Origin of the sequence: Streptomyces boluensis (assembly GCF_009908195.1) — a bacterium.
Taxonomy (GTDB): Bacteria; Actinomycetota; Actinomycetes; order Streptomycetales; family Streptomycetaceae; genus Streptomyces; species Streptomyces boluensis.
On the sequence record NZ_JAAAHS010000074.1, the window covers coordinates 1 to 24,844 of the forward strand.

General features: G+C 71.4%; 25 protein-coding genes, 1 pseudogene and 1 riboswitch. Of the genes and pseudogenes, 14 read left to right on the plus strand and 12 right to left on the minus strand.

The genetic code is table 11. From position 1 onward, the window contains the following. Window positions 1-652, plus strand: a pseudogene (locus GUY60_RS12570) (serine/threonine-protein kinase); the annotation flags it as partial. Window positions 653-670: 18 nt separating this feature from the next. Here the strand turns inward: GUY60_RS12570 and GUY60_RS12575 are convergent. Beyond that, window positions 671-1,378 carry a hypothetical protein gene (locus GUY60_RS12575; protein WP_188132448.1) on the minus strand — a complete coding sequence of 236 codons (708 nt, stop codon included), beginning with the start codon at window positions 1,376-1,378 and terminating at the stop codon, window positions 671-673. Beyond that, window positions 1,335-2,123, minus strand: coding sequence for an alpha/beta hydrolase (locus tag GUY60_RS12580; RefSeq protein ID WP_161696994.1), 789 nt, complete (start codon window positions 2,121-2,123; stop codon window positions 1,335-1,337). Before GUY60_RS12580 ends, GUY60_RS12575 begins: the two co-directional genes overlap by 44 nt. Before the next feature lie 176 nt (window positions 2,124-2,299). Between GUY60_RS12580 and GUY60_RS12585 the strand changes: the two genes are divergently transcribed. The 5 genes from GUY60_RS12585 to GUY60_RS12605 all read left to right on the plus strand — a co-directional run bounded on the left by GUY60_RS12585 (window position 2,300) and on the right by GUY60_RS12605 (window position 7,389). Then, window positions 2,300-3,055 (plus strand): lysophospholipid acyltransferase family protein, encoded by a 756-nt coding sequence (locus GUY60_RS12585; protein ID WP_187369997.1) that lies wholly within the window; start codon window positions 2,300-2,302, stop codon window positions 3,053-3,055. 86 nt (window positions 3,056-3,141) lie between these two features. Then, window positions 3,142-4,341, plus strand: a complete 1,200-nt coding sequence (gene macS, locus GUY60_RS12590; RefSeq protein ID WP_161696996.1) for a MacS family sensor histidine kinase — start codon at window positions 3,142-3,144, stop codon at window positions 4,339-4,341. 1 nt (window position 4,342) lies between these two features. Then, window positions 4,343-5,035, plus strand: coding sequence for a response regulator (locus GUY60_RS12595; RefSeq protein WP_161696998.1), 693 nt, complete (start codon window positions 4,343-4,345; stop codon window positions 5,033-5,035). 178 nt (window positions 5,036-5,213) lie between these two features. Further along, on the plus strand, window positions 5,214-6,251 hold the full coding sequence (locus tag GUY60_RS12600; RefSeq protein ID WP_161697000.1) for a 6-phosphofructokinase: 1,038 nt from the start codon (window positions 5,214-5,216) through the stop codon (window positions 6,249-6,251). 130 nt (window positions 6,252-6,381) lie between these two features. Then, window positions 6,382-7,389 carry a 2-hydroxyacid dehydrogenase gene (locus GUY60_RS12605; protein WP_161697002.1) on the plus strand — a complete coding sequence of 336 codons (1,008 nt, stop codon included), beginning with the start codon at window positions 6,382-6,384 and terminating at the stop codon, window positions 7,387-7,389. Here the strand turns inward: GUY60_RS12605 and GUY60_RS12610 are convergent. Beyond that, a complete protein-coding gene (locus GUY60_RS12610; protein ID WP_161697004.1) occupies window positions 7,329-9,296 on the minus strand; it encodes an anthranilate synthase family protein in 1,968 nt (655 codons plus the stop codon). The two genes, GUY60_RS12605 and GUY60_RS12610, sit on opposite strands and share 61 nt — an antisense overlap. 91 nt (window positions 9,297-9,387) lie before the next feature. Then, window positions 9,388-9,444, minus strand: a complete 57-nt coding sequence (locus GUY60_RS39920) for a trp operon leader peptide (protein WP_161697035.1) — start codon at window positions 9,442-9,444, stop codon at window positions 9,388-9,390. A 108-nt stretch (window positions 9,445-9,552) separates the two neighbouring features. On the opposite strand from GUY60_RS39920, the gene GUY60_RS12620 reads away from it, so the two are divergent. Both GUY60_RS12620 and GUY60_RS12625 read left to right on the plus strand, forming a co-directional pair. Beyond that, window positions 9,553-10,905, plus strand: a complete 1,353-nt coding sequence (locus tag GUY60_RS12620; RefSeq protein ID WP_161697006.1) for a class II 3-deoxy-7-phosphoheptulonate synthase — start codon at window positions 9,553-9,555, stop codon at window positions 10,903-10,905. Window positions 10,906-11,066: 161 nt separating this feature from the next. Beyond that, window positions 11,067-11,315 (plus strand): (2Fe-2S)-binding protein, encoded by a 249-nt coding sequence (locus tag GUY60_RS12625; RefSeq protein ID WP_161697008.1) that lies wholly within the window; start codon window positions 11,067-11,069, stop codon window positions 11,313-11,315. A gap of 16 nt (window positions 11,316-11,331) precedes the next feature. Here GUY60_RS12625 and bfr read toward each other — a convergent pair whose 3' ends face one another. Further along, window positions 11,332-11,811 (minus strand): bacterioferritin, encoded by a 480-nt coding sequence (gene bfr, locus GUY60_RS12630; RefSeq protein ID WP_161697010.1) that lies wholly within the window; start codon window positions 11,809-11,811, stop codon window positions 11,332-11,334. 156 nt (window positions 11,812-11,967) lie between these two features. On the opposite strand from bfr, the gene GUY60_RS12635 reads away from it, so the two are divergent. Beyond that, window positions 11,968-12,591: a sulfite oxidase-like oxidoreductase gene (locus GUY60_RS12635; RefSeq protein ID WP_161697012.1), complete on the plus strand. Its 624-nt coding sequence runs from the start codon at window positions 11,968-11,970 to the stop codon at window positions 12,589-12,591. Window positions 12,592-12,644: 53 nt separating this feature from the next. On the opposite strand, the gene GUY60_RS12640 is transcribed toward GUY60_RS12635, so the two are convergent. The 6 genes from GUY60_RS12640 to thiO all read right to left on the minus strand — a co-directional run bounded on the left by GUY60_RS12640 (window position 12,645) and on the right by thiO (window position 18,455). Next, a complete protein-coding gene (locus GUY60_RS12640) occupies window positions 12,645-13,172 on the minus strand; it encodes a DUF4396 domain-containing protein (RefSeq protein WP_161697014.1) in 528 nt (175 codons plus the stop codon). A gap of 114 nt (window positions 13,173-13,286) precedes the next feature. Continuing rightward, window positions 13,287-14,174, minus strand: coding sequence for a deoxyribonuclease IV (locus GUY60_RS12645; RefSeq protein WP_312866278.1), 888 nt, complete (start codon window positions 14,172-14,174; stop codon window positions 13,287-13,289). A gap of 35 nt (window positions 14,175-14,209) precedes the next feature. Continuing rightward, entirely contained in the window at window positions 14,210-16,162 is a 1,953-nt protein-coding gene (gene pknB, locus GUY60_RS12650; RefSeq protein WP_161697015.1) for a Stk1 family PASTA domain-containing Ser/Thr kinase, read from the minus strand. A 121-nt stretch (window positions 16,163-16,283) separates the two neighbouring features. Continuing rightward, window positions 16,284-17,078: a thiazole synthase gene (locus tag GUY60_RS12655; RefSeq protein ID WP_161697017.1), complete on the minus strand. Its 795-nt coding sequence runs from the start codon at window positions 17,076-17,078 to the stop codon at window positions 16,284-16,286. Window positions 17,079-17,082: 4 nt separating this feature from the next. Then, window positions 17,083-17,295: a sulfur carrier protein ThiS gene (gene thiS, locus GUY60_RS12660; protein WP_161697019.1), complete on the minus strand. Its 213-nt coding sequence runs from the start codon at window positions 17,293-17,295 to the stop codon at window positions 17,083-17,085. Next, complete coding sequence (gene thiO, locus GUY60_RS12665; RefSeq protein ID WP_161697021.1) at window positions 17,292-18,455, minus strand: glycine oxidase ThiO; 1,164 nt, start codon at window positions 18,453-18,455, stop codon at window positions 17,292-17,294. The genes thiS and thiO overlap by 4 nt, the downstream gene beginning before the upstream one ends. Beyond that, a riboswitch (TPP riboswitch) is annotated at window positions 18,453-18,563 on the minus strand. It overlaps the preceding gene by 3 nt. Before the next feature lie 251 nt (window positions 18,564-18,814). On the opposite strand from thiO, the gene GUY60_RS12670 reads away from it, so the two are divergent. From GUY60_RS12670 to GUY60_RS12690, 5 genes are all read left to right on the plus strand, one after another. Next, window positions 18,815-19,978: an NAD(P)/FAD-dependent oxidoreductase gene (locus GUY60_RS12670; protein ID WP_188132451.1), complete on the plus strand. Its 1,164-nt coding sequence runs from the start codon at window positions 18,815-18,817 to the stop codon at window positions 19,976-19,978. Between the two features lie 93 nt (window positions 19,979-20,071). Then, window positions 20,072-20,437 (plus strand): Rv2175c family DNA-binding protein, encoded by a 366-nt coding sequence (locus GUY60_RS12675; protein ID WP_161697025.1) that lies wholly within the window; start codon window positions 20,072-20,074, stop codon window positions 20,435-20,437. A 152-nt stretch (window positions 20,438-20,589) separates the two neighbouring features. Further along, window positions 20,590-21,243, plus strand: coding sequence for a thiamine phosphate synthase (gene thiE, locus GUY60_RS12680; RefSeq protein ID WP_161697027.1), 654 nt, complete (start codon window positions 20,590-20,592; stop codon window positions 21,241-21,243). 145 nt (window positions 21,244-21,388) lie between these two features. Next, entirely contained in the window at window positions 21,389-22,312 is a 924-nt protein-coding gene (gene metF, locus GUY60_RS12685; protein WP_161697029.1) for a methylenetetrahydrofolate reductase [NAD(P)H], read from the plus strand. Window positions 22,313-22,376: 64 nt separating this feature from the next. Beyond that, window positions 22,377-23,255 (plus strand): SCO2102 family sporulation regulator, encoded by an 879-nt coding sequence (locus GUY60_RS12690; protein ID WP_161697031.1) that lies wholly within the window; start codon window positions 22,377-22,379, stop codon window positions 23,253-23,255. 45 nt (window positions 23,256-23,300) lie between these two features. On the opposite strand, the gene GUY60_RS12695 is transcribed toward GUY60_RS12690, so the two are convergent. Next, the gene (locus tag GUY60_RS12695) at window positions 23,301-24,782 is read right to left on the minus strand and encodes a phytoene desaturase family protein (RefSeq protein WP_187369996.1); all 1,482 of its coding nucleotides are present in this window, start codon (window positions 24,780-24,782) and stop codon (window positions 23,301-23,303) included. Window positions 24,783-24,844: the final 62 nt, after the last annotated feature.

A 24,844-nucleotide genomic window follows, 5' to 3' on the forward strand; every position in this document is an offset into this window, starting at 1 on the left:
GTTCAGGGCCCGCTTCCGGCGCGAGATCAGGGCCGCACGCCGCGTCGGCGAGGAGTTCACCGCCCCCGTACTCGAGGCCGACCCGGACGCGGTACGGCCCTGGGCCGCGACCGGATACGTACCCGGGCTCTCCCTCGAGGAGGTCGTCAGGGAGTACGGGCCGCTGCCGGCCAAGTCCGTGCAGGCGCTTGCCGACGGGCTCCTGCACGCCCTGCGGGACATCCACGACGCCGACATCGTGCACCGCGACCTCAAGCCGTCCAACGTGATGCTCACGGTCGACGGGCCGCGCGTCATCGACTTCGGTATCGCGCGTGCCGTGCAGACCTCCGTCGAGTCGCTGCTCACCAGTACGGGCATGGCGATCGGCTCGCCCGGGTTCATGGCGCCCGAGCAGGTGCTGGCGGAGGAGGCGGGGCCGCGGGCGGATGTGTTCGCGCTCGGCTGCGTCCTCACATACGCGGCGACCGGGCGGCTCGCGTTCGGGCACGGCGCGGCCAACCAGCACGCCCTGATGTACCGGATCGTGGAGGCCGAGCCCGAGCTCGACCTGGTCACGGACGCCTCGCTGCGTGCGCTGATCGCCCGCTGCCTGACGAAGAACCCCGACGAACGCCCGGACGTGGCCGAGCTGTTGGCCGACCCGTCCCGCGGCGGCCTGCGGAGGGTCTCAGACGACCGCGCCGCGACCGGGGTCGTCGTCGTCCTCGTCGTCGCCCCGCATCCGCAGGACCAGCGTCGCGAAGCCGCCGACGAAGCCGCCGATGCCGAGGGTCGTGAGCCACCACGTCATGTCCCAGCCGAGCAGCACCGCGAGCAGCAGCAGGATCGGGCCGCCGATGACCGCGAGCCAGGCGAACTTGGCGGTCGCGTCGGCCTCCGGCAGCGGCGGCGGCTCGGGCGGTACGAAGTGGCCCTCGTCGTCCGAGGAGTCGGAGGCGTCAGCGGTGTCCGAGGCCTCGGCGGGGGAGTAGTCCCGTGGGCCGGGGCCGACACCGGGCGCGAACGTGATCGATCCGCCGAGCGGCTTGCCGGTGCCCCCGGAGGCGCTGTCCTCGCCGGGGCTGCCGCCCTTCGGCTGGTCCGGGTTCTCGTCGGCGCCCTTCGGCCGGTCCGTGGTCCCGTCGGCGGACCGCGGACCGTCGTCCTCCGTGGTCCGGCCCTCCGCCTCGGCGGCGAGCCCCGTCAGGTCCTCCACGGACTTGAACGGCTTGGCGCCGGGCGGGTCCGGCGGCTCGTCTCCGTACCCGGCGACGATCGCCGCCCAGACCGCGTCCTCGTCGAGCGGTCGGCCGTCGTCGTCCTCGCGACTCCCGTCGCGCTCCGCGCCGTGCTCAGCCACCGGTGGCCTTCCCCTCATTACTGCCTGCGCCGACATCGGTCGCGAGCCGGTCGAGGAAAGCGAGGCTCTCCTCGAAGATCCGGTCCGCGTCGTGGTCCAACGTCGCGACGTGGTAGCTCTGTTCCAGCAGGATCTCGGTGACGTCCGTGGACGAGACCCGGCCGAGCACCCGGGCCGAGTCGGCGGGCGGCACCACATGGTCCTGCGGGCTGTGCAGCACCACGAGCGGCTGCGTCACCTGAGGCAGCTCGCCGTCGACGAGGCGGAAGAACTTCCGCAGCGAGTGCGCGGCGTGCAGCGGCACCCGGTCGTACCCGATCTCGACGCTGCCCTCCTTGGCGATGTCGCTCGCGATACCCGGGATCGTCGGCACGAAGTGCCGGGCCACGGGCAGCGCGTGCGCGGCGAGGCCGTGCACCTTGTTCCCCGGGTTGACCAGGACCAGGCCGCTGATCGCGTCACCGTGCCGGGCGGCCAGACGCAGCGCCAGCGCGCCGCCCATGGACAGGCCGAAGACGAACACCTGGGAGCAGCGCTCGCGCAGCGCGTGCAGCTCGCGGTCCACCTCCGCGTACCAGTCCTGCCAGCCGGTGACCGACAGGTCCTGCCAGCGGGTGCCGTGCCCGGGGAGCAGCGGCAGCGCGACCGTCAGACCGTGCGCGGCCAGATACTCCGCCCAGGGGCGCATCGACTGCGGCGAACCGGTGAAACCGTGGCAGAGCAGCACACCGACCTCGCCGCCCTCGTGGCGGTACGGCTCGGCTCCAGGCAGGACCGGCACCTTCGGTCTCCTTCATGAGGTGAGACGGGGGTCATGGGGGATCGAACGGGAGGATGCGTTCACCGTACGCGACCGGACCGACACCGACCAGGGCCGTCCCGGAAGGAGGCCAGGCCGGGCACGGGTTAAGGTCTGTGCGACAGATGAGAAAGGCGTACGCGTTGATCTACGGCGTTATGAAGCTCACCATCGGTGGCGGGCTGAAGACTGTGTTCCGGCCCTGGGTCGAGGGCTTGGAGAACGTCCCCGCCGAGGGACCCGCGATCCTCGCGAGCAACCATCTGTCCTTCTCGGACTCCTTCTTCCTGCCCGCGGTGCTCGACCGGAAGGTCACCTTCATCGCGAAGGCCGAGTACTTCACGTCACCCGGTGTGAAGGGCAGGATGACGGCCGCCTTCTTCAAGGGCGTCGGCCAGCTCCCCGTGGACCGCTCCGGCGCGCGTGGCGCGGGTGAGGCGGCGATCAAGAGCGGTATCGAGGTCCTCGAGCGCGGCGAACTCTTCGGCATCTACCCCGAGGGCACCCGCTCGCCCGACGGCCGCCTCTACCGCGGCAAACCCGGTGGCCTCGCGCGCGTGGCGCTCGCCACCGGCGCCCCGGTGCTCCCGGTCGCGATGATCGACACGGAGAAGATCCAGCCGCCCGGCAAGGTGGTCCCCAAGCTGATGCGCCCCGGCATCCGCATCGGCAAGCCGCTCGACTTCAGCCGCTACCAGGGCATGGAGGGCGACCGCTTCATCCTCCGCTCGGTGACCGACGAGGTCATGTACGAGATCATGAAGCTCTCCGGCCAGGAGTACGTGGACATGTACGCGACCGCCGCCAAGCGGCAGCTCGCGGACGCCGCGAAGCAGGAGGCCGAGCAGGAGAAGGCGGCCCGCAAGCAGGCCGAGCTGGACAGGGCGGAGCAGGACAAGGCCGCCAAGGCGTAGATTCCGGGGGCGGCTCCGGCCGTGCCGGCCCGGCCACCCGGGAGCGCGGACCGGGTCGGGGGCCCGTCCGGACGGTGGGGGATTTCATGGCCAAGCGCGAACGCGTCATGCGGATGTCGGTGGAACTGCCCCTGTGGCGCGCCCTGACCGCGTACCGGGTCCTCACCATGCTCTACGCGGTGGCGATCTTCGTGCACGCGCGGGAGGACTATCAGCGCCCCCTGGTGGCGGTCGGCTATCTCGCGGTGCTCGCGGTGTGGACCCTGGCGACGCTGCCCCGCGTGGCCAACGCGCAGAGCTGCACGAAGCGGTTCCTCGGCGTCGACCTGACCCTCGCCCTCGTAGGCATCCTCCTTACGCGGGTGGCCGACCCCGACCACGGCGACGGGCCGACGCTGCCGAGCATCTGGACCGCGGGCGCGGTACTCGCCTTCGCCCTGAAGGGCGGCTGGCGCTGGGCCGGATTCGCCTCCTCTCTGGTGGCGGTCGCGAACATCGTGCAGCGCCAGACACCCAGCCGGGACACCTTGCACAACGTCCTGCTCGTGTGGGTCGCCTCCATAGCGATCGGCTACGTGGTGGAGGTCGCCCGCGCCTCCGAACGCACCCTCGCGCGTGCCCTGGAGATCGAGGCAGCGACGCGGGAGCGGGAGCGGCTTGCCCGCGACATCCACGACAGCGTGCTCCAGGTCCTCGCCATGGTGCAGCGGCGCGGCACGGCCCTCGGCGGCGAGTCCGCCGAGCTCGGCCGGCTCGCGGGGGAACAGGAGGTCGCCCTGCGCACCCTGGTCGCGGGCGGGATCACCACCGCGTCCCGCGCCTCCGAGGACGTGTCGCTCGGCGCTGTCGTCCGTGAGGTGGACGAGCCGGACGACACTGAGAGCGGCGGGCCGTGCGATCTGCGCACCCTGCTCGCGCGGCACGCGGGTTCCCGCGTCACGTTCTCGGAACCGGGGGCTCCGGTGCTCCTTCCGGCCGCCGCGGCCCGGGAGCTGGCCGCCGCTGTCAGTGCCGCCCTGGACAATGTGAATCGCCATGCCGGTGCGGATGCCCAGGCCTGGATCCTGGTCGAGGACTGGCCGGACGAGGTGATCGTCACGGTCCGGGACGACGGCCCGGGTATCCCGGAGGGCAGGCTCGTCCAGGCCGAGGGCGAGGGGCGGCTCGGGGTCGCCCAGTCGATCCGCGGCCGCCTCCGGGACATCGGGGGCACGGCCGAGCTGATCTCGGTACCGGGCCAGGGCACGGAAGTAGAGCTGAAGGTCCCACGGGGGAAGGCGAGTTGACATGAGTGACGAACAGCAGGCCGGGAGTGCCGCGGCGCCGATCCGGGTGATGGTCGTCGACGACCACCCGATGTGGCGGGACGCGGTCGCCCGCGACCTCGCCGAGGCGGGGCTCGACGTGGTCGCCACCGCGGGCGACGGCGAGCAGGCGGTGCGCCGCGCCAAGGCGGTGGCCCCGGACGTCCTGGTGCTCGACCTGAACCTGCCCGCGAAGCCCGGCGTCCAGGTCTGCAAGGAGCTGGTCGGCGCCGACCCGAAGCTGCGCGTCCTGGTGCTCTCGGCGAGCGGCGAGCACGCGGACGTACTGGAGGCGGTCAAGTCGGGCGCCACCGGCTATCTGCTCAAGTCGGCGTCCACGGCGGAGCTGCTCGACGCGGTGCGGCGTACGGCCGTGGGCGACCCGGTGTTCACCCCCGGCCTGGCCGGCCTTGTCCTCGGGGAGTACCGCCGGCTGGCCTCCGAGCCCGCCCCCACCGAGCCGGACGAGCCGAAGGCCCCGCAGCTCACCGACCGGGAGACGGAGGTGCTGCGCCTCGTCGCCAAGGGCCTCAGCTACAAGCAGATCGCCGAGCGCCTGGTCATCTCGCACCGCACCGTGCAGAACCACGTGCAGAACACCTTGGGCAAGCTCCAGCTGCACAACCGCGTGGAGCTGGTGCGGTACGCGATAGAGCGCGGCCTCGACGAGGAGTAGCCCGGCCGGGCCAGCCCGAGGCGTCAGCACGCGGCGCCACTCGTCTCCTTGGGGTGAACGGCGGACGATCAACGCCCCCTCGTTCCACCGGAATTGACCCTTCGCGCCATGCCGAAGTGACCTGGATCACCATTAGCGTGACCCGCGTCAGGCGCACTGCGGCGAAGGGACACGTTCCATGGAGGCCAGGAAAATCGGAGTGCTGACCGGGGGCGGCGACTGCCCCGGGCTCAACGCCGTCATCCGGGGCATCGTCCGCAAGGGCGTGCAGGAGTACGCGTACGAGTTCGTCGGCTTCCGCGACGGCTGGCGCGGTCCGTTGGAGGGCGATGTCGTTCCGCTCGGCATCCCGGCCGTGCGCGGCATCCTGCCGCGCGGCGGCACCATCCTCGGCTCCTCGCGCACCAACCCGTTCAAGGAGGAGCACGGCGTCCGCCGGATCAAGGAGAACCTCGCGAAGGAGGAGGTCGACGCGCTCATCACCATCGGCGGCGAGGACACCCTCGGCGTCGCCGCGCGTCTCTCGGACGAGTTCGGCATCCCCTGCGTCGGCGTCCCCAAGACCATCGACAACGACCTCTCGGCCACCGACTACACGTTCGGCTTCGACACCGCCGTGGGCATCGCCACCGAAGCCATCGACCGGCTGCACACCACGGCCGAGTCGCACATGCGGGTCCTTGTCGTGGAGGTGATGGGCCGGCACGCGGGCTGGATCGCCCTGCACTCGGGCCTCGCCGGCGGGGCGAACGCCATCCTGATCCCGGAGCAGCGGTTCTCCGTCGACGACGTGTGCTCCTGGGTGACCTCGCGCTTCAAGGCGTCGTACGCCCCGATCGTGGTCGTCGCCGAAGGGGCGATGCCCAAGGACGGCGAGCTGGTCCTCAAGGACGGCTCGCTCGACTCCTTCGGACATGTGCGGCTCTCCGGCGTCGGCGAGTGGCTGGCCAAGGAGATCGAGCGGCGCACCGGGAAGGAGGCCCGCACCACGGTCCTCGGCCACGTCCAGCGCGGCGGCACCCCCAGCGCCTTCGACCGCTGGCTCGCCACCCGCTTCGGGCTGCACGCGATCGACGCGGTGCGCGACGGCGACTTCGGGAAGATGGTCGCGCTGCGCGGCACGGACATCGTGCGGGTCCCGATCGCCGAGGCCACTTCGCGGCTGAAGACGGTCGATCCGGCGCTGTACGCGGAGGTCGGCGTCTTCTTCGGCTGACACTGCCAGAGCCGCCGGCACCGCCCGGCGCACCCGGGCTCCGGGTCGTATATTCGCGAGGAGTCATGCGATATGCGCAGGTAACAGGCATACGCCCCGGAGCACCGTCGGCCCAAGAGCGGGAGCAGTCGTGGAGATTCTGGCATTCGGCGTGCAGGCCGACGAGAAGCCGCTGATCGAGAAGGCCTTCGAGGGACACCACGACGTCCGCTGCCTCGATGTGTTTCTCAGCGAGGACACCGCGCCCATCGCGGCGGGGTACGAGGTCATCTCCACCAGCGTCAACGCCAGCCTCGACAACCACGTCCTGCAGACCCTCGCCGCGGGCGGGACGCAGATGATCGCGCAGCGCTCCACGGGCTTCAACAACATCGACCTCCAGGTCGCCGAGCGCCTCGGCCTCACCGTCGCGCGGGTCTCGTACTACTCGCCGTACTCGGTCGCCGAGTTCGCCTGGACCCTCGCGATGGCGGTCAACCGCCGGGTGGTCCGCGCCTCCAACCGGACCCGGGACTTCGACTTCCGCCTGGACGGGCTGATGGGCCGGGACCTGCACGGCCGCACCGTCGGCGTCCTCGGCACCGGCAAGATCGGCGAGGCGTTCACCCGGATCGCCCACGGCTTCGGCATGAACCTGCTCGGCTGGGACGTCGCCCAGAACCCGGCCTGCGTCGAGCTCGGCATGAAGTACGTGGAGAAGGAGCAGCTCCTCGCCGAGTCCGACCTGATCAGCCTGCATGTGCCGCTGTTCCCCGAGACCCGGCACGTGATCGACGCCGCGGCGCTGCGGGCCATGAAGGACGACGCGATCCTGGTGAACTCCAGCCGTGGCGCCCTGGTCGACGCCGAGGCCCTGGTCGGCGAGCTCCGCCAGGGCCGGTTCGCCGGCGTCGGCCTTGATGTGTACGAGGCCGAGGCCGGACTCTTCTTCCTCGACAAGTCGATCCAGGGCGTCGAGGACGACACCCTGGCCCGCCTGATCACGTTCCCGAACGTCCTGGTCAGCTCGCACCAGGCGTACTACACCGTGGAGGCGGTCGGCCAGATCGTCGAGACGACGCTGCGGAACGTCCTCGACTACACCGAGGGCCGCCGCAGCGAGAACGTGCTGGTCCCCGCCGCACCCAAGGCCGGCTGACCGAGGAGCTCCGCCACGATCCGGGTGCCGCGCAGCGTCAGCACCGACTCGGGGTGGAACTGCACCGAGGCGAAGCCCGGCCCGCGCAGCGCGTGCACCTCACCGGTCTCCCGGTCCCGGCTGACCTCCACCCGGTGCGCGGCGAGCTCGGCCGCCTCCTCGTCGCCGCAGCGCGCCACGAAGCTGTTGTAGAACCCGACCACCTCCGGCCGCCCGAACAGCTCGATCCGGGTCTGAGCCCCCTGGTACGGAATCTGCTTACGGGTGATCTCCAACCCGAGCTCGGCGGCGAGCAGTTCATGGCCGAGGCACACCCCCAACAGGGTGGTGCGGCCCGCAGGGCCCCGGTGAGGGGTGGTGGCCGGGAGACGGGTGGGCCCGTGTGTGTGCTCGCGCACCAGGTCCGCCGTCAGCGCCCGCAACGTACGCATCTTGGGGTCGGCCGCGTCCCCCGGATCGCCGGGACCCGGCCCGAGCACCACCGGCCCGACATGCGCGAGCGCCGCCTCCCGCAACCCCGGCTCGTCGTACCGCCGCACGCTCACCTCCAGGCCCGAGGAGCGCAGCAGATGCGCCAGCATCGCCGTGAAGGTGTCCTCGGCGTCGATCACCAGGGCGTGCCCGGAGAGCTCGTCGGACCGCTCCTGCATCCGCAGCCAGAACGGCGCGAGCGAGGCACGCCGCGAGTCGAGCGCCTCCCGGACCCGCGCGTCGTCCGCGAGGCGTGGCCGTCCGCCCTCCGCGCGCGGCCCGGCAGGGCGGACGCCGAGCGCGGCGAGCACCCCGGCCGCCTTGGCGTGCGTCTCGGCGACCTCACTCATAGGGTCGGAGTCCCGCACCAGGGTCGCCCCGACCGCGACGCGCAGCCCGCCGTGCCGGTCGATGTCGGCGGTACGGATCAGGATCGGCGAGTCCAGGGTCTGCGCGCCGCCCTCGTCCCTGCCGATGAGCGCGAGGGCACCCGCGTAGTAGCCGCGGCCCTCGGGCTCGTACCGCTCGATGACCCGGCAGGCGTTCTGCACCGGCGAACCCGTGACGGTCGCCGCGAACATCGTCTCCTTCAGCACCTCACGCACATCGAGCGACGACTTCCCGCGCAACTCGTACTCGGTGTGCGCGAGATGGGCCATCTCCTTCAGCCGCGGCCCGACCACGACACCGCCCATGTCGCCGACCGTGCACATCATCTTGAGCTCCTCGTCGACCACCATCGACAGCTCGGCGATCTCCTTGCCGTCCGCGAGGAAGTCGAGCAGATGACCGGGCGTGGGCCCCTCGGCCGGGTACCGGTACGTCCCGCTGATCGGGTTCATCACCACGGTCCCGCCGGACATCCGCACATGCACCTCGGGGCTCGCCCCGACCAGCGTCTGCTCCCCGGTGTGCACGACGAACGTCCAGTACGCCCCCCGCTCCCCGTCCAGCAGCCGCCGGAACAGCGCGAGCGCGTCGGCCCGCGAGAACCCGTCGATCCGGCCCTCGAAGTTCCGCCGGATCACGAAGTTCGCGCCCTCCCCGCGCCCGATCTCGTCCCGGATGACCCGCTCGACCACGTCCGCGTACGAGTCGTCGTCCACGTCGAAGGCCCCGCCCTCCACGCGCACGTCGTGCGCGGGCAGCTCGTCGAGGGCGCGGGCCAGCGGCACCTCGAACCGCTCCTCGGCGGTCAGGACGGTGAGCGGGGTGCCGTCGTCGCGTACGTCGAAACCGCGCTCCCTGATTTGCCGGAACGGCACCAGGGCAAGCACCGGAAGCTCCTGCTCCGGGATATCGGCGAGCCGCTCGGCCTCGTGCACAGGACCGATCAGCACCTCGACGGTGTCCTGGTCGAGGCCAGGGGTGCGGCGGCGGAGCAGGGCGAAGGGGGTGGCGGAGTCGATGAGGTCGACGAGTCGACTGATCGGCATGGGGTTCCTTCCTGACGAGAGGAGGAACGGCCGGCCCGGAAACACAGAAGGCCGCCCCTCGGGCGGCCTTCGCGATCAGATGTACGCGCAGTCAGTGGGCCGCCGGATGAGCGGTCCACCACCAGTTACGAGTCTCTTGCGCGAACATGTTCCGCACCCTAACCCATCCGGCCGGGCAGCCCAGGGCCGTTCAAGGTCCATCTCACTTAGTGGGCTGCGGACTGGACAGCGGCCATGACCCCGTAATGTTGTCGAGGTGACCGTGAACGCTAAGACCACCGCAACCGGTGGCAACACCTGGCGAGACCTTCCCGCGGCGCAGCAGCCTGAGTACCCCGATGCCGAGGCTCTGCGCGATGTGATCGCGGACCTCGAATCGTATCCGCCGCTCGTCTTCGCGGGCGAGTGCGACCAGCTGCGCGCCCGCCTTGCGTCCGTCGCCAAGGGAGAGGCGTTCCTGCTCCAGGGCGGCGACTGCGCCGAGGCTTTCGACGCGGTGTCGGCCGACCACATCCGTAACAAGCTCAAGACCCTGCTCCAGATGGGCGCCGTGCTGACGTACGCCGCCTCGGTGCCGGTCGTGAAGGTCGGCCGTATCGCCGGCCAGTACTCCAAGCCGCGCTCCAAGGGCACCGAGACCCGCGACGGCGTGACCCTGCCGACGTACCGCGGCGACTCGGTGAACGGCTTCGACTTCAACGAGAAGGCCCGCATCCCGGACCCCGAGCGCCTGAAGCGGATGTACAACGCGTCCGCCTCCACGCTCAACCTGGTGCGCGCCTTCACCACCGGCGGTTACGCCGACCTGCGCCAGGTGCACGCCTGGAACCAGGACTTCGTGAAGTCGTCCCCGTCCGGCCAGCGGTACGAGAAGGTCGCGCGCGAGATCGACAACGCGCTGAACTTCATGCGGGCCTGCGGCACCGACCCGGAGGAGTTCAAGACCGTCGAGTTCTACGCCTCCCACGAGGCGCTGCTCCTCGACTACGAAGGGGCGCTGACCCGCACCGACTCGCGCACCGGCCGCCTCTACGACACCTCCGGCCACATGGTCTGGATCGGTGAGCGCACGCGCCAGCTGGACCACGCGCACGTCGAGTTCGCCTCGCAGATCCGCAACCCGATCGGCATCAAGCTCGGCCCGACGACCACCCCGGAGGAGGCGCTGCAGTACATCGAGCGTCTCGACCCGGACCGTGAGCCGGGCCGGCTGACCTTCATCGTCCGGATGGGCGCGGACAAGATCCGCGAGAAGCTGCCCACCCTGGTCGAGAAGGTCACCGCCTCCGGCGCGCAGGTCGCCTGGATCACCGACCCGATGCACGGCAACACCTTCGAGGCCGCATCCGGCCACAAGACCCGCCGCTTCGACGACGTGCTCGACGAGGTCAAGGGCTTCTTCGAGGTGCACAAGGCGCTCGGCACGCACCCGGGCGGCATCCATGTCGAGCTCACCGGTGACGATGTCACCGAGTGCGTGGGCGGCGGCGACGAGATCTTCGTCGACGACCTGCACCAGCGCTACGAGACGGCCTGCGACCCGCGCCTGAACCGCAGCCAGTCCCTCGACCTGGCGTTCCTGGTGGCGGAGATGTACCGCGACCAGTAGTCATTCCTCTGCAGACAGCTGTGGGGCGCGGATCACACGATCCGCGCCCCACACTGCTTTTGCGTATTCCCCACGGCGGGTAAGGTTAGGTTAGCCTCACCGATCAATCGGGACGGCACCAGCTACAGATCCCGAGCGATCCCACCGGGGAGGTGAACCGCATGTACGTCTGCAACTGCTTCGGAGTCACCGAGGACCAGGTCAAGAAGCATGCGGCGGACGGTGCTTGCACTCCCCGCCAGATAGCTTCCGCCTGCAAGGCCGGCACCGACTGCGGTTCGTGCGTGCGTCGGATCCAGGCGCTGCTCGGCCGGGGCGCGTGCCCCCGCCGCGATCTGGTCGACCAGGGCGAGTCCGCGTTCGCGCCGACGTCGGAGCTGGTGGACACCGCTCTGAACGAAGCGGCCTGACCTCCCGCCGACGGGCTCAGCTCTCCGGCTGCTCGATCAGCTGGGAGATGTACAGCGGCTCACCGAGCTTCTCGATCAGCTCCAGCTGGGTGTCGAGATAGTCGATGTGGTGCTCCTCGTCCTCGAGGATCGACTCGAAGATGTTCGCCGAGGTGACGTCGCCCTTGGCCCGCATGACCTCGATGCCGCGCTTGAGGCGGTCGATCGCCTCGACCTCGATCTGCCGGTCGGCGTTGAACATCTCGGTGACGGTCTGGCCCACGCGGACATGGAACAGCCGCTGGTAGTTGGGCAGCCCGTCGAGGAACAGGATCCGGTCGGTCAGCACCTCCGCGTGCTTCATCTCGTCGAACGACTCGGACCGGGTGTACTTCGCGAGCTTCGGCCAGCCGAAGTTCTCCTGCATCTTCGCGTGCAGGAAGTACTGGTTGATGGCTGTCAGCTCGGCGGTCAGCTGCTCGTTGAGGAACTCGATGACCTCGGGGTCGCCCTGCATCGCAGAGGCTCCTTCCAAGTACGTATCGGGGGCAGGTGCGCCGCATCCTTGCACCGGCACGGTTTGACCGTCCAGTAAGTGCATGCTTAGTAGGAGTTGCCCGAATCGATGCGGGCCTGGTCATGGCCACCCTTCCGGGGCTGTCATCATGGAGGCATGGGTCATCCGGAAAGCCGCGAAATGGAGCAGTCGGAGCTTCCTCCGGGGCAGCGGCTGCAGCGGGGCTGGCCCGTCACCCACTACGGCCCGGTGCCCAAGTTCCGCCCGGAACGCTGGGAGTTCAGGGTTTTCGGCGCCACTGCCGACGGTGACAAACACTGCTGGACGCACGAGGAATTCGCGGCCCTGCCGTATGCGACGGTCGTCGCGGACCTGCATTGCGTCACCAAGTTCTCGATGCTCGGCGCGGAATGGGGCGGTATTCCGGCGCGCACTCTGGTCGATATCGCGCCGCCCGCCAACGATGTCACTCACGTCATGGTGTGGGCCGAATACGGATTCAGTTCGAACCTTCGCCTCGATGACTTCACGGACGAAAAGACCATCTTCGCCACCCATCGGGACGGGGAACTGCTCACCGCCGAACACGGTTTCCCGCTCCGGCTCGTCGTCCCGCACCTCTATGCCTGGAAAGGCCCCAAGTGGGTCCGCGGCATCGAGTACATGACGGCCGACCGCCGCGGCTTCTGGGAGGAGCGCGGCTACCACAACATCGGCGACCCCTGGCGGGAGCAGCGCTACTCGTACCAGGAGGAACCGGGCGAAGGCCCGGAGCTGTAGCAGCCCCGGGCCGTAGGTCGTGATCGTCGCTCAGCGGCGGTACGTGACCGTGCTCAGTGGTACTGGTGCACCACCGCGTGGCCCTTGCCGCGGCCGATCATCCACTTGTTGACCGGCGTCGTCACCAGGAACGCGATCGCGAACGCGAAGGCCAGCGCGCCCCAGAACAGCGCGTCGGACAGGTGCGCCTCCATCGCGCCGGGGACGAGCAGCAGTACGCCGTTGTCGACGAGCTCCATGATCGCGATGGAGAGGGTGTCCGCGGCGAGCGCCACCCCGATCGCCGTCCGCAGGCCGACCCCGGCGCGGACGACCGCCCACAGGGTGAGCGAGTAGCCGAAGAAGAAGGCCAGGACGATCGCGAGGGCCATGGTCGGGGTGGTGCCCCAGCCGAGCGTGGTGCCGATGATCATGCCGAGCACCTCGCCGATGGCGCACCCGGTGAGGCAGTGGAGCGTCGCCTTGGCGGCCATGGCCCAGCTGACCTTGCCGCCACCGTGGTGCGCGTGGTCGTGACCGTGCTGGTGGCCGTGGTCGTGGCCCGCGTGACCCGTGTGCTCGGAGTGGGTGTCGTGCTCCATGAGTAAGCCCCCAAAGTCAGGTAGCGGTTCCTGCCACTGACAGGAACCGTATACCCCCTAGGGGTATTCCTCAAGCGGAGGCGAGGGGCGGGGCGAGGGCCGGGGTGAGGGGGCCTACCGGTCCCTCAGCTCCTTCAGGCGCGCCACGTCCGCGGCATGGCCTTCCTTGCCGCCCGGCGTCTCGATGACCAGCGGTACGCCCGCGGTCGCGGGGTGGGTGAGGAGGGCGCGGAACGGGTCCTCGCCGATGTGGCCGGAGCCGATGTTGGCGTGCCGGTCCTTGTGTGCGCCGACCACATCCTTGGAGTCATTGGCGTGGATGAGTTTCAGGCGCCCCTCGCCGACCGTGTCCACGAGCAGGTCGAGGGTCTGCCGCATCCCGCTCGGCCCCGTCAGGTCGTGGCCCGCCGCGAAGATGTGGCAGGTGTCCAGGCAGACGCCGAGCTTGGGGTGGGAGTCGAGCGCCTCGAAGTACGGGCCGAAGTCCCAGGTGCGGGAGCACAGCGAGTAGCCCTGCCCGGCGGTGGACTCCAGGAGGAGGAACGGGTCGTCGTCGTGCGTGAGTTCATCGAGGAGCGGCAGGACGAGCTCGCGTACCTGCTTGAGCGCGACCGAGCGGTCCCGGCCCCCGGTCGCGGAACCGGTGTGCACCACCACGCCCAGCGCGCCGATCTCCCGGCCGCGGCGCAGCGAGTGCCGCATCGACTCCACGGACTTCTCGGCGGTCGCCTCGGTGTGCGAGCCGAAGTTGATCAGGTACGGGGCGTGCACGTACGCCGGAATGTCCTCCTCGGCGCAGGCCGCGCGGAACTCCTCGTCCTGCCGGGGGTTGCCGGGCGGTGTGGCCCAGCCGCGCGGGTTGGCGACGAAGACCTGGACGGTCTCGGCGCCCATCTCGCGGGCGTACGACAGGCCGACCGAGGCGAGGCCGCCGGCCACGGGGACATGGCCGCCGACGGGGTTGCGGGTTCTCTTGCTGGTGACACCGATGCTGCTGCTCACACCGACCAGGGTGGCACGGTGCCCGCCGGGCCCGGTCAGCGCACCCGGATGGTGACCTCGCTGCCCCGCGGGGCCTCCTCGCCGCCGGCCGGCGACTGGTCCCAGACGCTGTCGCCGAGGAACCACCGCTGGACGTTCACCTTGAAGCCCGCGGTCTCGAGTTGCTGCTTGGCCTCGTCCTTGTCCAGGCCGCTCACATCGGGGACCTCGACCATGTCCTGGCCCTTGGAGATCGTGAGCGTGACCTTGTCGCCCTGCGCGAGGTGCGCTTCCTCGCCGGGGCGCTGGATCGCGACCGTGCCCTCGTCCTCCTCCGAGAAGATCCGCTTCGACTCGATCTCCACGCCGAGGCCCGCTTCCCGGAGCGCGGCGCGGGCGTCCTCGACCGTCTCCCCGATCACGTCGGGTACGGATACGCGGCTGCCCTTGGAGACGGTGAGCGCGACCGTGGAGCCGGACTTGCGCTCGCTGCCGACCGCCGGGTCCGTGCTGATCACGGCGTTCCGCTCCACCTCGTCGCTGAACTGGCGGGTGACCATGCCGGGTTCGAGACCCCGCTCGCGCAGGTCGTTCTTCGCCTTCTCCAGCGGGGTGTTCTTCAGGTCGGGCACCGTGACGATGCGCGGGCCGAGCGAGACGGTCAGGGTGACCCGCCCGTTGTCGCGGATCCGGCTGCCCGCCTTCGGGTCGGTGGACATGACCGTGCCGCGCTTGTCGTCGGCGCTGTACTTCCGCTTCACCTCGCGTACGTCGAGACCCGCGTCGTCGAGCGCCTTGCGGGCCTGCGCCTCGGTCTTGGTGAGCAGCGGCGGGACCTGGGTGAACTGGCCGGAGGTGATGTACCAGACGCCCGCGCCGGCCCCGAGGGTGAGCAGGGCGATGATCAGGGCGAGGACGGCCCGGCTCGGCCGGCGCCGGTTGCCGGGGCCGCCGACGGAGGCGCGGGTCGGCGGCTCCTGCGGCGGCATTTCCAGGCGGCTGGTGCGGTTGAGGCGGTCCTCTGCGCTCACGTCGTCCGCGGGCTGCTCGACGGGGAGCGGGCGCGGGACGGCGCCGGTCGCGCGCGGGATCACGCTGGTGCGGTCGTGGGCGGTGTCGTGCGTCTCGGCGCGCGCGCCCGGCGGCACCGCGTCCAGCTGCTCGTCGGTCAGCGCCGCGCGCGCCTGTCGGGTCTGCGAGAGCAGTGCCACGGCGTCGGGCGGGCGGACCTCGGGGTTACGGGCGGTGGCCGCCGCGGTCAGCTCGTCGAGGTCGAAGGGGAGGCCGGGGACGGAGGCCGACGGCGGGGGCACGTCCTCGTTCAGGTGGCGGTAGAGGACCTGCGCTGGGGAGTCGCCGGTGTGCGGCTTGGCGCCGGTCAGCATCTCGTAGAGCACGACGCCGCAGGCGTAGACGTCGACCCGCGGGTCCGCCGTTCCGTTCTCTATCTGCTCCGGTGCCAGGTACGACACGGTGCCGAGGACGGCGCCCGTGGTGCTGGTGACCGTGTCTACCGCGCGTACGAGACCGAAGTCGGCGACCTTGACCCGGCCGTCGTCCCCGATCAGGACGTTCTCCGGCTTCATGTCGCGGTGCACGAAGCCCGCGCGGTGGGCGGCGCCGAGCGCGGCCAGGACCGGCTCCAGGATGTCGAGCGCGGCCCGCGGCTGCAGGGCGCCGCGCTCGCGCAGCACGTCACGCAGGGTGCAGCCCGCGACGTACTCCATCGCCAGATAGACGTACGCCCCGTCCGCGCCCTGGTCGAAGACTCCGACCACATTGGGGTGGGAGAGGCGCGCCACCGACTTGGCCTCGCGGATGAAGCGCTCCACGAACGACGCGTCGGCGGCGAGCGTCGGGTGCATCACCTTGAGCGCGAGCACACGGTCGAGGCGGGTGTCCACGGCCCGGTAGACCGTGGCCATCCCGCCGACCGCCACGCGCGCGTCGATGCGGTAGCGCCCGTCGAGCACCTGCCCGACGAGAGGGTCCTGAAGGGTCGTGTCCACCCGGAGAGTCTACGAGCGACCACCGACAGCCCCGACCGCCCGGGGGAGATCCGGGGCACGACTGAAGCAGAGCTGTGACCCGCGGAATCGGGCGGCCGCGGGGCCGCCCGATCCCGAGCCGTCAGAAGGCCGGACGTTCCGGGTCGAGCCGGGCGATTCCCTCGGTCGGCGAGGACGCCTCCGCGAAGTGCCGGCGCGGGATCCGGCCCGCCCGGTGCGCGAGCCGCCCCGCCTCCACCGCGTGCCGCATGCCCTCCGCCATCAGTACGGGTTCCTGCGCGCGCGTGACGGCCGAGGCGAGCATCACCGCCGCGCAGCCCAGCTCCATGGCGAGCGCCGCGTCGGAGGCCGTGCCCGCGCCCGCGTCCAGGATCACCGGCACGCGCGCGTGCTCCGCGATCAGCTGGAAGTTGTGCGGGTTGCGGATGCCGAGACCGGAGCCGATGGGGGAGCCGAGCGGCATGATCGCCGCGCACCCCACGTCCTGGAGCTTGCGCGCGAGCACCGGGTCGTCATTGGTGTACGGCAGCACCGTGAAGCCGTCGTCGACCAGCGTCTCGGCCGCCTCCAGGGTCTCGATCGGATCGGGCAGCAGGGTGCGCTCGTCCGCGATGACCTCCAGCTTGATCAGGTCGGTGCCGAGCGCCTCACGGGCGAGCCGGGCGGTCAGTACGGCCTCTCCGGCGGTGAAACAGCCCGCCGTGTTGGGCAGCACCTGGATGCCGAGCCGGTCGAGCACGGACAGCACCGAGCCCTTCACGTTCGGGTCGACGCGGCGCATCGCGACGGTGGTCAGCTCGGTGCCGGACGCGACTAGGGACCGTTCGAGCACGTCGAGGCTGGGAGCGCCGCCGGTTCCCATGATGAGCCGCGACGTGTAACTCGTACCGCCGATGACCAGGGGATCGTCTGCCATGGGGTCAGCCTCCTTGGACGGCGGTGAGGATCTCGACGCGATCCCCTTCGCGCAGTGCGGTGCGCGGCCACTCACCGCGCGGGACGACGATTTCGTTGACGGCGGCGGCCACCCCTGAGGGCGCCGCGCTGACGGTCGCCACGAGGGCGTCCAGGGTGGTGTCGGGCGTCACGGAACGGGCCTCGCCGTTCACGGAGACACGGGTCGCGATGCTCATACGGTCAGCTCCTCGCGCGTACCGAAGCGTTTCGGGGTGAACGGGCGCGCGGCCTCGGGCAGTTCGCCGGTCGTCAGGGCGTGCGCCAGCGCGTCGCCGGTGACCGGGGTGAGCAGCACGCCGTTGCGGTGGTGGCCGGTCGCCAGGTGCAGGCCGGGCAGGGTGGTCGGGCCGAGCATCGGGGCGTTGTCCGGGGATCCGGGGCGCAGCCCCGCGCGGGTCTCGGTGAGCGGCAGCTCCGTGATGCCGGGCACCAGCTCGTGCGCGTCACGCAGCAGTTCGTACACCCCGCCCGCGGTGACCGTCGTGTCCCAGCCGAGGTCCTCGGTGGTGGCGCCGACGACCAGCTCGCCGTTGACCCGCGGCACCAGGTAGAGGTGGCCGCCGCGGACCACGGCGCGCACCGTCCGGCTCAGGAACGGGGCGTACGCCTTCGGCACGGTGAGCCGCAGCACCTGGCCCTTGACCGGGCGCACCGGCGGCGCGATGTCGTCGGGCACCCCGTCGAGCCGCCCACTGAGGCTGCCCGCCGCGAGGACGACCTGCTCGGCGGCGAGTGCGGTGCCGTCCGCGAGCACCGCACCACGCGCGTGCCCGCCGGTCACGGTGAGCCGCTGCGCCCACTGCCGGTGGAACCGCACCCCGGCCCGCTCGCAGGCTGTGACCAGGGCGGCCGCCAGGCGTCGCGGGTCGATCTGGTGGTCCCCGTCGACCCGCAGGCCGCCGCGCACGCCGGGCGCGAGCATCGGTTCGAGCCGACGGCACTCGCGCCCGGAGAGCCACTCGGAGTCGAGCCCCGACTGGCGCTGCAGGGCGTGCAGTTCGCGCAGGTGCGCCCGGTCGTCGGCGTCGAGCGCGACGGCCAGGGTGCCGCAGGCCCGGTAGCCCAGGTCCTGCCCGGTGGCCTCCTGGAGCTCGGCGGCGAAGTCGGGGTAGCGCCGCGCGGAGGCGAGGTTGAGCGCGAGCAGGGTCTGCTCGCCGTAGTGCAGTTCGGTGACGGCGGCGAGCATGCCCGCGGCGACCTGCGCGGCGCCGCCGCCCGGCTCGGGGTCGACGACCGCGGTGGCGAGTCCGCGCTGCGCCGCCCGCCAGGCCGTGACCAGGCCGATGATGCCGCCGCCCAGGACGAGCACATCGGATGTGGGTGTGCGTGGATGCATGGGTTTCCAGCCCCTCCCTTCGCCGGCATGACCCGGATCAGGTTCGGACGGTCGGAGGCGCTGAGCCTCCCTCTCAGCCCGGTGCTCCGGGCTCCCGCGAGTGGTTTACGGCGGCCAGCCTAGCTCCCCGCCCACGCCCGCTGAAGGGCGCCGACGGCGCCGGGACGCCCGGACCGGGGCCGCGGGGAGCACGCGCGTGTGCAGCAGGTCACGGTACGAGCTTCGCCGGACCGGTACCTGACTGATCGTCAGTTGATTATGGTGACCGGGTGAGCGAGCAGCAGAGGCACAGCGAGGGGCAGCGGCCGGACGAGCAGCCGGGGCGGCGGGAGCGGCACGTCGTCATCGTCGGCGCCGGCATGGCGGGCGTACAGACCGCCGTGGCCCTGCGCGAACAGGGCTTCACCGGAGCGGTCACCCTGATCGGCGCCGAACCGCACCAGCCCTACGACAGGCCACCGCTGTCCAAGGCCGTACTGCTCGGCAAGGCCGAGGGCTCCGCCTTCGACGTCGACTTCGAGCAGCTCGGCGTGGAGCTGCGGCTCGGCGAGGAGATCACCGGGCTGCGCCCCCAGGACCACGAACTGGACGCGGCGGGCGGCCCGATCGGGTACGACGTCCTGGTCGTCGCCACCGGCGCCGAGCCCCTGCGGCTGCCCGGCACCGAGGGCGTCCCCGGCGTGCACCTGCTGCGCACCCTTGACGACGCCGAACGGCTGCGTCCCGTGCTCGTCGAACAGCACTCCGTGGTGGTCGTCGGGGCGGGCTGGATCGGCGCCGAGTTCGTCACCGCCGCGCGCGAGGCGGGCTGCGCGGTCACCGTCGTCGAGGCCGCCGACGGCCCGCTCGCCGGAGCCCTGCCCGCCGAGGTCGCCGCCCCCATGACGCGCTGGTACGCGGACGCCGGAGCCGAATTCCGCACCCACGCGCGCGTGCGGAGTGTCGAGACCGGCGCGGTCGTCCTGGACGACGGCAGCCGGCTGCCCGCCGACGCCGTGGTCGTCGGCATCGGCGCACGTCCGGCCACCCGCTGGCTGGCCGGTTCCGGCATCGAGACGGGGCCCGACGGCGCCGTCGTCGCGGACGCCTCGCTGCGCACCTCCGCACCGGACGTGTACGCGGTCGGCGACTGCGCCTCCTTCCCCTCCACGCGCTACGGCCGCCGCCTCCTGGTGCACCACTGGGACAACGCCCTCCAGGGGCCGCGTACGGTCGCGGCGAACATCGTCGGCACCGAGCCCGCCGCGTACGACCCGGTGCCGTACTTCTGGTCCGAGCAGTTCGGCCGCTTCGTGCAGTACGCGGGCGACCACGCCGTCGCCGACACGATGGTCCGGCGCGGTGACGCGGACGGGCCCGCCTGGTCGGTGTGCTGGCTGCGGGACGGCGCGCTGGTCGGCCTGCTCGCGGTGGGGCGGCCGCGCGATCTCGCACAAGGGCGCAAACTCATCGAGTCCGGGGCGCCGCTCGACCCCGAGAAGGTCGCGGACCCTGCCGTTCCGCTCAAGTCGGCGCAAGCCTGACACCGGACGTCGCCCCAGGTCGTACGGGTGCGACGGGGTCGTTACGGGGGACTCGGGTACCGAGTGTCAGTCCGGGATGGCAGGCTTGTCCCTGTGACCGAGATTGACGCAAAGATCGATGCTCTCGTCCCTGCCTGGCTCAACCTCCCCGAGATCGCCGAAAGGTTCGGCATCGAGGTGACGCGCGTCCGGCAGCTCGTCAAGGAGGGCCAGCTGATCGCTGTGCGCCGCGGTGAGAACCGGGCGCTGCACGTGCCGGCCGCCTTCATCGACGAGGACAAGATCGTCAAGGGCCTCACCGGCACCCTGACGCTCCTGCGGGACGACGGCTACAACGACGAAGAGATGCTGGAGTGGCTGTTCACTCCCGACCCCAGCCTGCCGGGAACCCCGGCGCAGGCCCTGAGCGAGAATCGCGGCACGGAAGTGAAGCGCCGCGCCCAGGCGCTGGCCGTCTGATCCGAACCACCCGGGCGCCCGGCGCCTGACCGACCGGACCGGCGCCCACGGCCCGGCACCGGTCGGCCGTCCGCCGCCCGGCACGACAACCGACGGCGTACGGATCACGCACACCGTGGTCCGTACGCCACCGACAACGGGGGAGCCCTTCCATGTCCCGCGCACCTCGCGAGGCGCTCAACGACGCCCGGCTTTACCTCTGCACCGGCGCCCGCAAGGAACAGGGCGACCTGCCCGAGTTCCTGGACGCGGTGCTCGCCGCCGGCGTCGACATCGTGCAGTTGCGCGACAAGGGCATGGAGGCCGGCGAGGAGCTGGAGCACCTCCAGGTCTTCGCCGACGCCTGCAAGCGGCACGGCAAGCTGCTCGCGGTGAACGACCGGGCGGACGTCGCGCACGCCATCGGCTCCGACGTGCTGCACCTGGGCCAGGGCGACCTGCCCGTGCCGGCCGCCCGCGCCCTGCTCGGCGACGAGGTCCTGATCGGCCGCTCCACCCACGGCGAGGACGAGGTCGCCGCGGCCGCGGTCCAGCCCGGCGTGGACTACTTCTGCACCGGCCCCTGCTGGCCCACGCCCACCAAGCCCGGCCGGTACGCCCCGGGGCTCGACCTGGTGCGGTACACGGCGGGGCTCGGCACCGACCGCCCCTGGTTCGCCATCGGCGGCATCGACGCCGGGAACCTGGACGAGGTCCTCGACGCGGGCGCGCGCCGCGTGGTCGTCGTCCGCGCGATCACCGAGGCGGACGACCCGGCCGCCGCGGCGGCACACTTCGCCCACCGGCTGCGCGACGCCGCGCTCTGAGGTACCCCCGCGGGGTGGCCGGTGTTCAGCCGATGTGGCCGAGTCGCGCGCACAGGTGTCCGAAGGGTGGACAGGAAACGGTCATAACGGGCATATCCCCCCGGCGTGGTTGGGGTGTGGAGAACCCCTGAGTAACCTGCCAGGTATGGCCCTAGGCACTGCTTCCACCCGAATGGACCGCGCACGCACCGTGCGCGACATGCTCGCGACCGGCAAGACGACGTACTCCTTCGAGTTCTTCGCGCCGAAAACCCCCAAGGGCGAGCGGAACCTGTGGAACTCCCTGCGCCGGGTCGAGGCCGTGGCCCCCGACTTCATCTCCGTGACCTACGGAGCGGGCGGTTCCACCCGGGCCGGCACGGTGAAGGGCGCGCAGCAGATCGTCGCCGACACCACGCTCACCCCGGTCGCCCACCTCACGGCGGTCAACCACTCCATCGCCGAGCTGCGCAACATCATCGGGCAGTACGCGGACGCCGGGATCAGAAACATCCTCGCGGTGCGCGGCGACCCGCCCGGCGACCCCATGGGCGAGTGGGTCCCGCACCCCCAGGGCCTGACGTACGCGGCCGAACTGGTGCGCCTGATCAAGGAATCGGGCGACTTCTGCGTGGGCGTCGCGGCGTTCCCCGAGATGCACCCGCGCTCCGCGGACTGGGACTCCGACGTGCGTCACTTCGTCGACAAGTGCCGCGCGGGCGCCGACTACGCGATCACCCAGATGTTCTTCGACGCGGACGCCTATCTGCGGCTGCGCGACCGGGTCGTGGCCGCCGGCTGCGAGACCCCGATCATCCCGGAGATCGTGCCGCTCACCAACGTGAAGCAGCTGACCCGCTTCGCGGAGCTCAGCAACGCCGTCTTCCCCGAGGATGTGAAAGAGCGCATCCTCGCCGCACAGGACGATCCGGCGGCTGTACGCTCCATTGGCATCGAGTTCGCGACGGAGTTCAGCGCTCGGCTGCTCTCCGAAGGTGTGCCCGGTCTGCACTTCATCACGATGAACAACTCCGCGGCGACGCTGGAGATCTACGAGAACCTGGGCCTGCACGACCCACAGCAGGCCTGAGACCCAAGGCCGCAGCCGCCTGCCCGAACAGGGCGGGGCGGGCGGCCGCAGGAGAGGGGCGTACATGGGCTGGACGGTCCTCTACATCGCGTTCGGAATCGTCGCGCTGTGGTTGCTCGGTGAAGTGCTGCTTCAGTACAAGGCACGGCTGCGCTGGCGTCTCCTCGCCTTCGTCGGCTTCCTCGGCGTGGTCCTCGGCGTGCTGATGCCGTCGATCTGGGTCATCGGCGCGGGCGCCGCGACCTTCGCCGTCGGGCAGACCTATGTGACGCTCTCGTTCCGCCGCGGCTTCTCCACGGGCTGGGCCATCGGCGGCAGCCCGGGCGCGAGCCGCCGCCGCAAGACCGTGGGGCTCGGCGACCAGGACCCGACGCTGCAGGTCTCGGACCTGGAGTACGACGCGGAGTACGCACCCGAGCAGCCTCAGCAGATGCAGCAGCACCAGCAGACGCAGGACTTCCCGGTGGCGGAGCCGCCGCAGTCGCCGGTCTACGCCCCGGAGCCGCTGCCCGACGAGACCGGGCAGTACGGCATCTACCAGGACCCGTCCTACCCGCCGCCGCCCGCGGCAGCCCCCGCGGGCGCCGACTTCGGCTACGACGGGTACTCCACGGGCGGGTACGACCAGCAGTCGTACGGCTACGACAACGGCCAGCAGCAGTACGCGGCCTACTCGGACCCATACATCGGCAGCCAGGCGGCCTACGGCGAGTACGACACGTACGCGGGACAGGGACAGCAGCAGGGCTACGACACGGGCTACCAGGACCCGTACGCCGCCAACGGCTACCCCGGTGAGACGCCGCCCGGCGGGGTGTGGGTGCCGCAGCAGCGCAACGGCGACGAGCAGCCGGGCGGCGAACTCCCGCCCGAGCAGCCCTACCCGTACCAGAACCAGGGCTACGACACCGGCTACAACGAGCAGCAGCCGTACCGCTACTGACCGTTCCGTACGACCCAGCCGGAGGGCCGGGGTTCCGCGATCAGCTCACTGCGAGCCGCGGAACTCCGGCCCTTCGACGATGAGGCCCGCGACCAGGGCCCCGGACATCCCGGAGTGCGGCAGTCCGCCGCCGGGGTGCGCCGAGCCGCCGACCACATGGAGGCCGGGCAGCCGGGTCGTGTTGGACGGGTACAGGAAGCGGCCGTCGGCGCCCGCAAGCGCCGGGTGCGGGCACCGCGCGGGCGGGCCCGCGGGCAGCTCGCGCCACATGATCCGCTCCCGGAGCCGTGGCACGGCCGACTCGGCGGCGGTGACAAGGCCGTCCGCGTACGCCGCTGTCAACGTCGCGTCGTCGCGTACCTCCTTCGAGGGGGCCACCGCGGAGAGCACCACCGACTCGTGTCCGTCGTCCGGCACAAGGGCCGGGTCGCCGGGGCGCAGCACTGTGACGGTCGGGCGCAGTCCGGCGCCAGGGCCGACGGCCAGGGCGTCCAACTCGGCCTTGCGGTCGGCCGGATGCACCACGGTGCGGTGCACCGCACCGGCCTCCCGCGCCCCGCGCAGGGCGAGCAGCACGGTGAACCGGGCGCCGTCGCGGGCGGTGTCCTCGGCCGGCCGCACGTCGTCCGTGCCGTACAGCCGGTGCGCGGTGAGCCGCTGGAGCCGGACCGGATCGATGCCCGCCACCACGTGGTCCGCCTCGACCCGGGTGCCGTCGGCCAGCTCCACACCAGTCGCGCGGCCGTCCTTCTCGACGACCGAGACGACCTCCGCGCCGAAGCTGAACTCCACCCTGCGCGCCAGGCACCGCTCGTGCACCGCGCGTGCCAGCTCGCGTATCCCCCCGCGTACGTACCAAGTGCCGAAGGCCTGCTCCATGTAGGGCAGGACGGCGGCGCTCGCGGGGGTGGTGCGGGGGTCGAGGCCGTGCTCGAGGAGGGCGCTCTCGACCAGGGCGACGAGGCGCGGCTCGGCCAGCTCGCGGCGGGTGACATCGGCGAGGGTGGGCGGCTTGCGGCGCAGCAGACCGCTCTTGCGCACGGCCGGGTACGGATCGCGCTCGGCGAGCACCTTCCAGTCCGGCCACAGCGGTTCTTCGAGGAGCGGTCGGCGGGAGCGGTCCCAGGCGTCCCGCGCTCGGTTGAGGAACGCGCCCCAACGCTCGCCCGCGGGGGCGCCGAGGGTGGCGTCCAGAGCCTCGACGACGCCCGCGCGTGAGGCGTTCGGCAGCGTCAACTCCGTGCCGTCCGCGAAGACATGGCGCACCGCCGGGTCGACCTGGACGAGGTCGACGCACTCCTCCAGGGGCTGCTTCCCGGTCTTGATGAACAGGTCGCGGTAGACCGCGGGGAGCGACAGCAGGCCGGGGCCCGTGTCGAAGGCGAAGCCGTCGCGCTCGAAGCGGCGCACCCCGCCGCCGTACGTCCCCGTCCGCTCGAAGACCGCCACCCGGTGGCCTGCAACGGCCAGCCGGGCAGCGGCCGCCATCGCGCCCATCCCGGCGCCGATCACCGCAATCCGTGCCATGCCAGGGACTTTATCGGCCGCCACTGACAACGACGGCGGGCGGCCTCCCAGGCGTGGGGCCG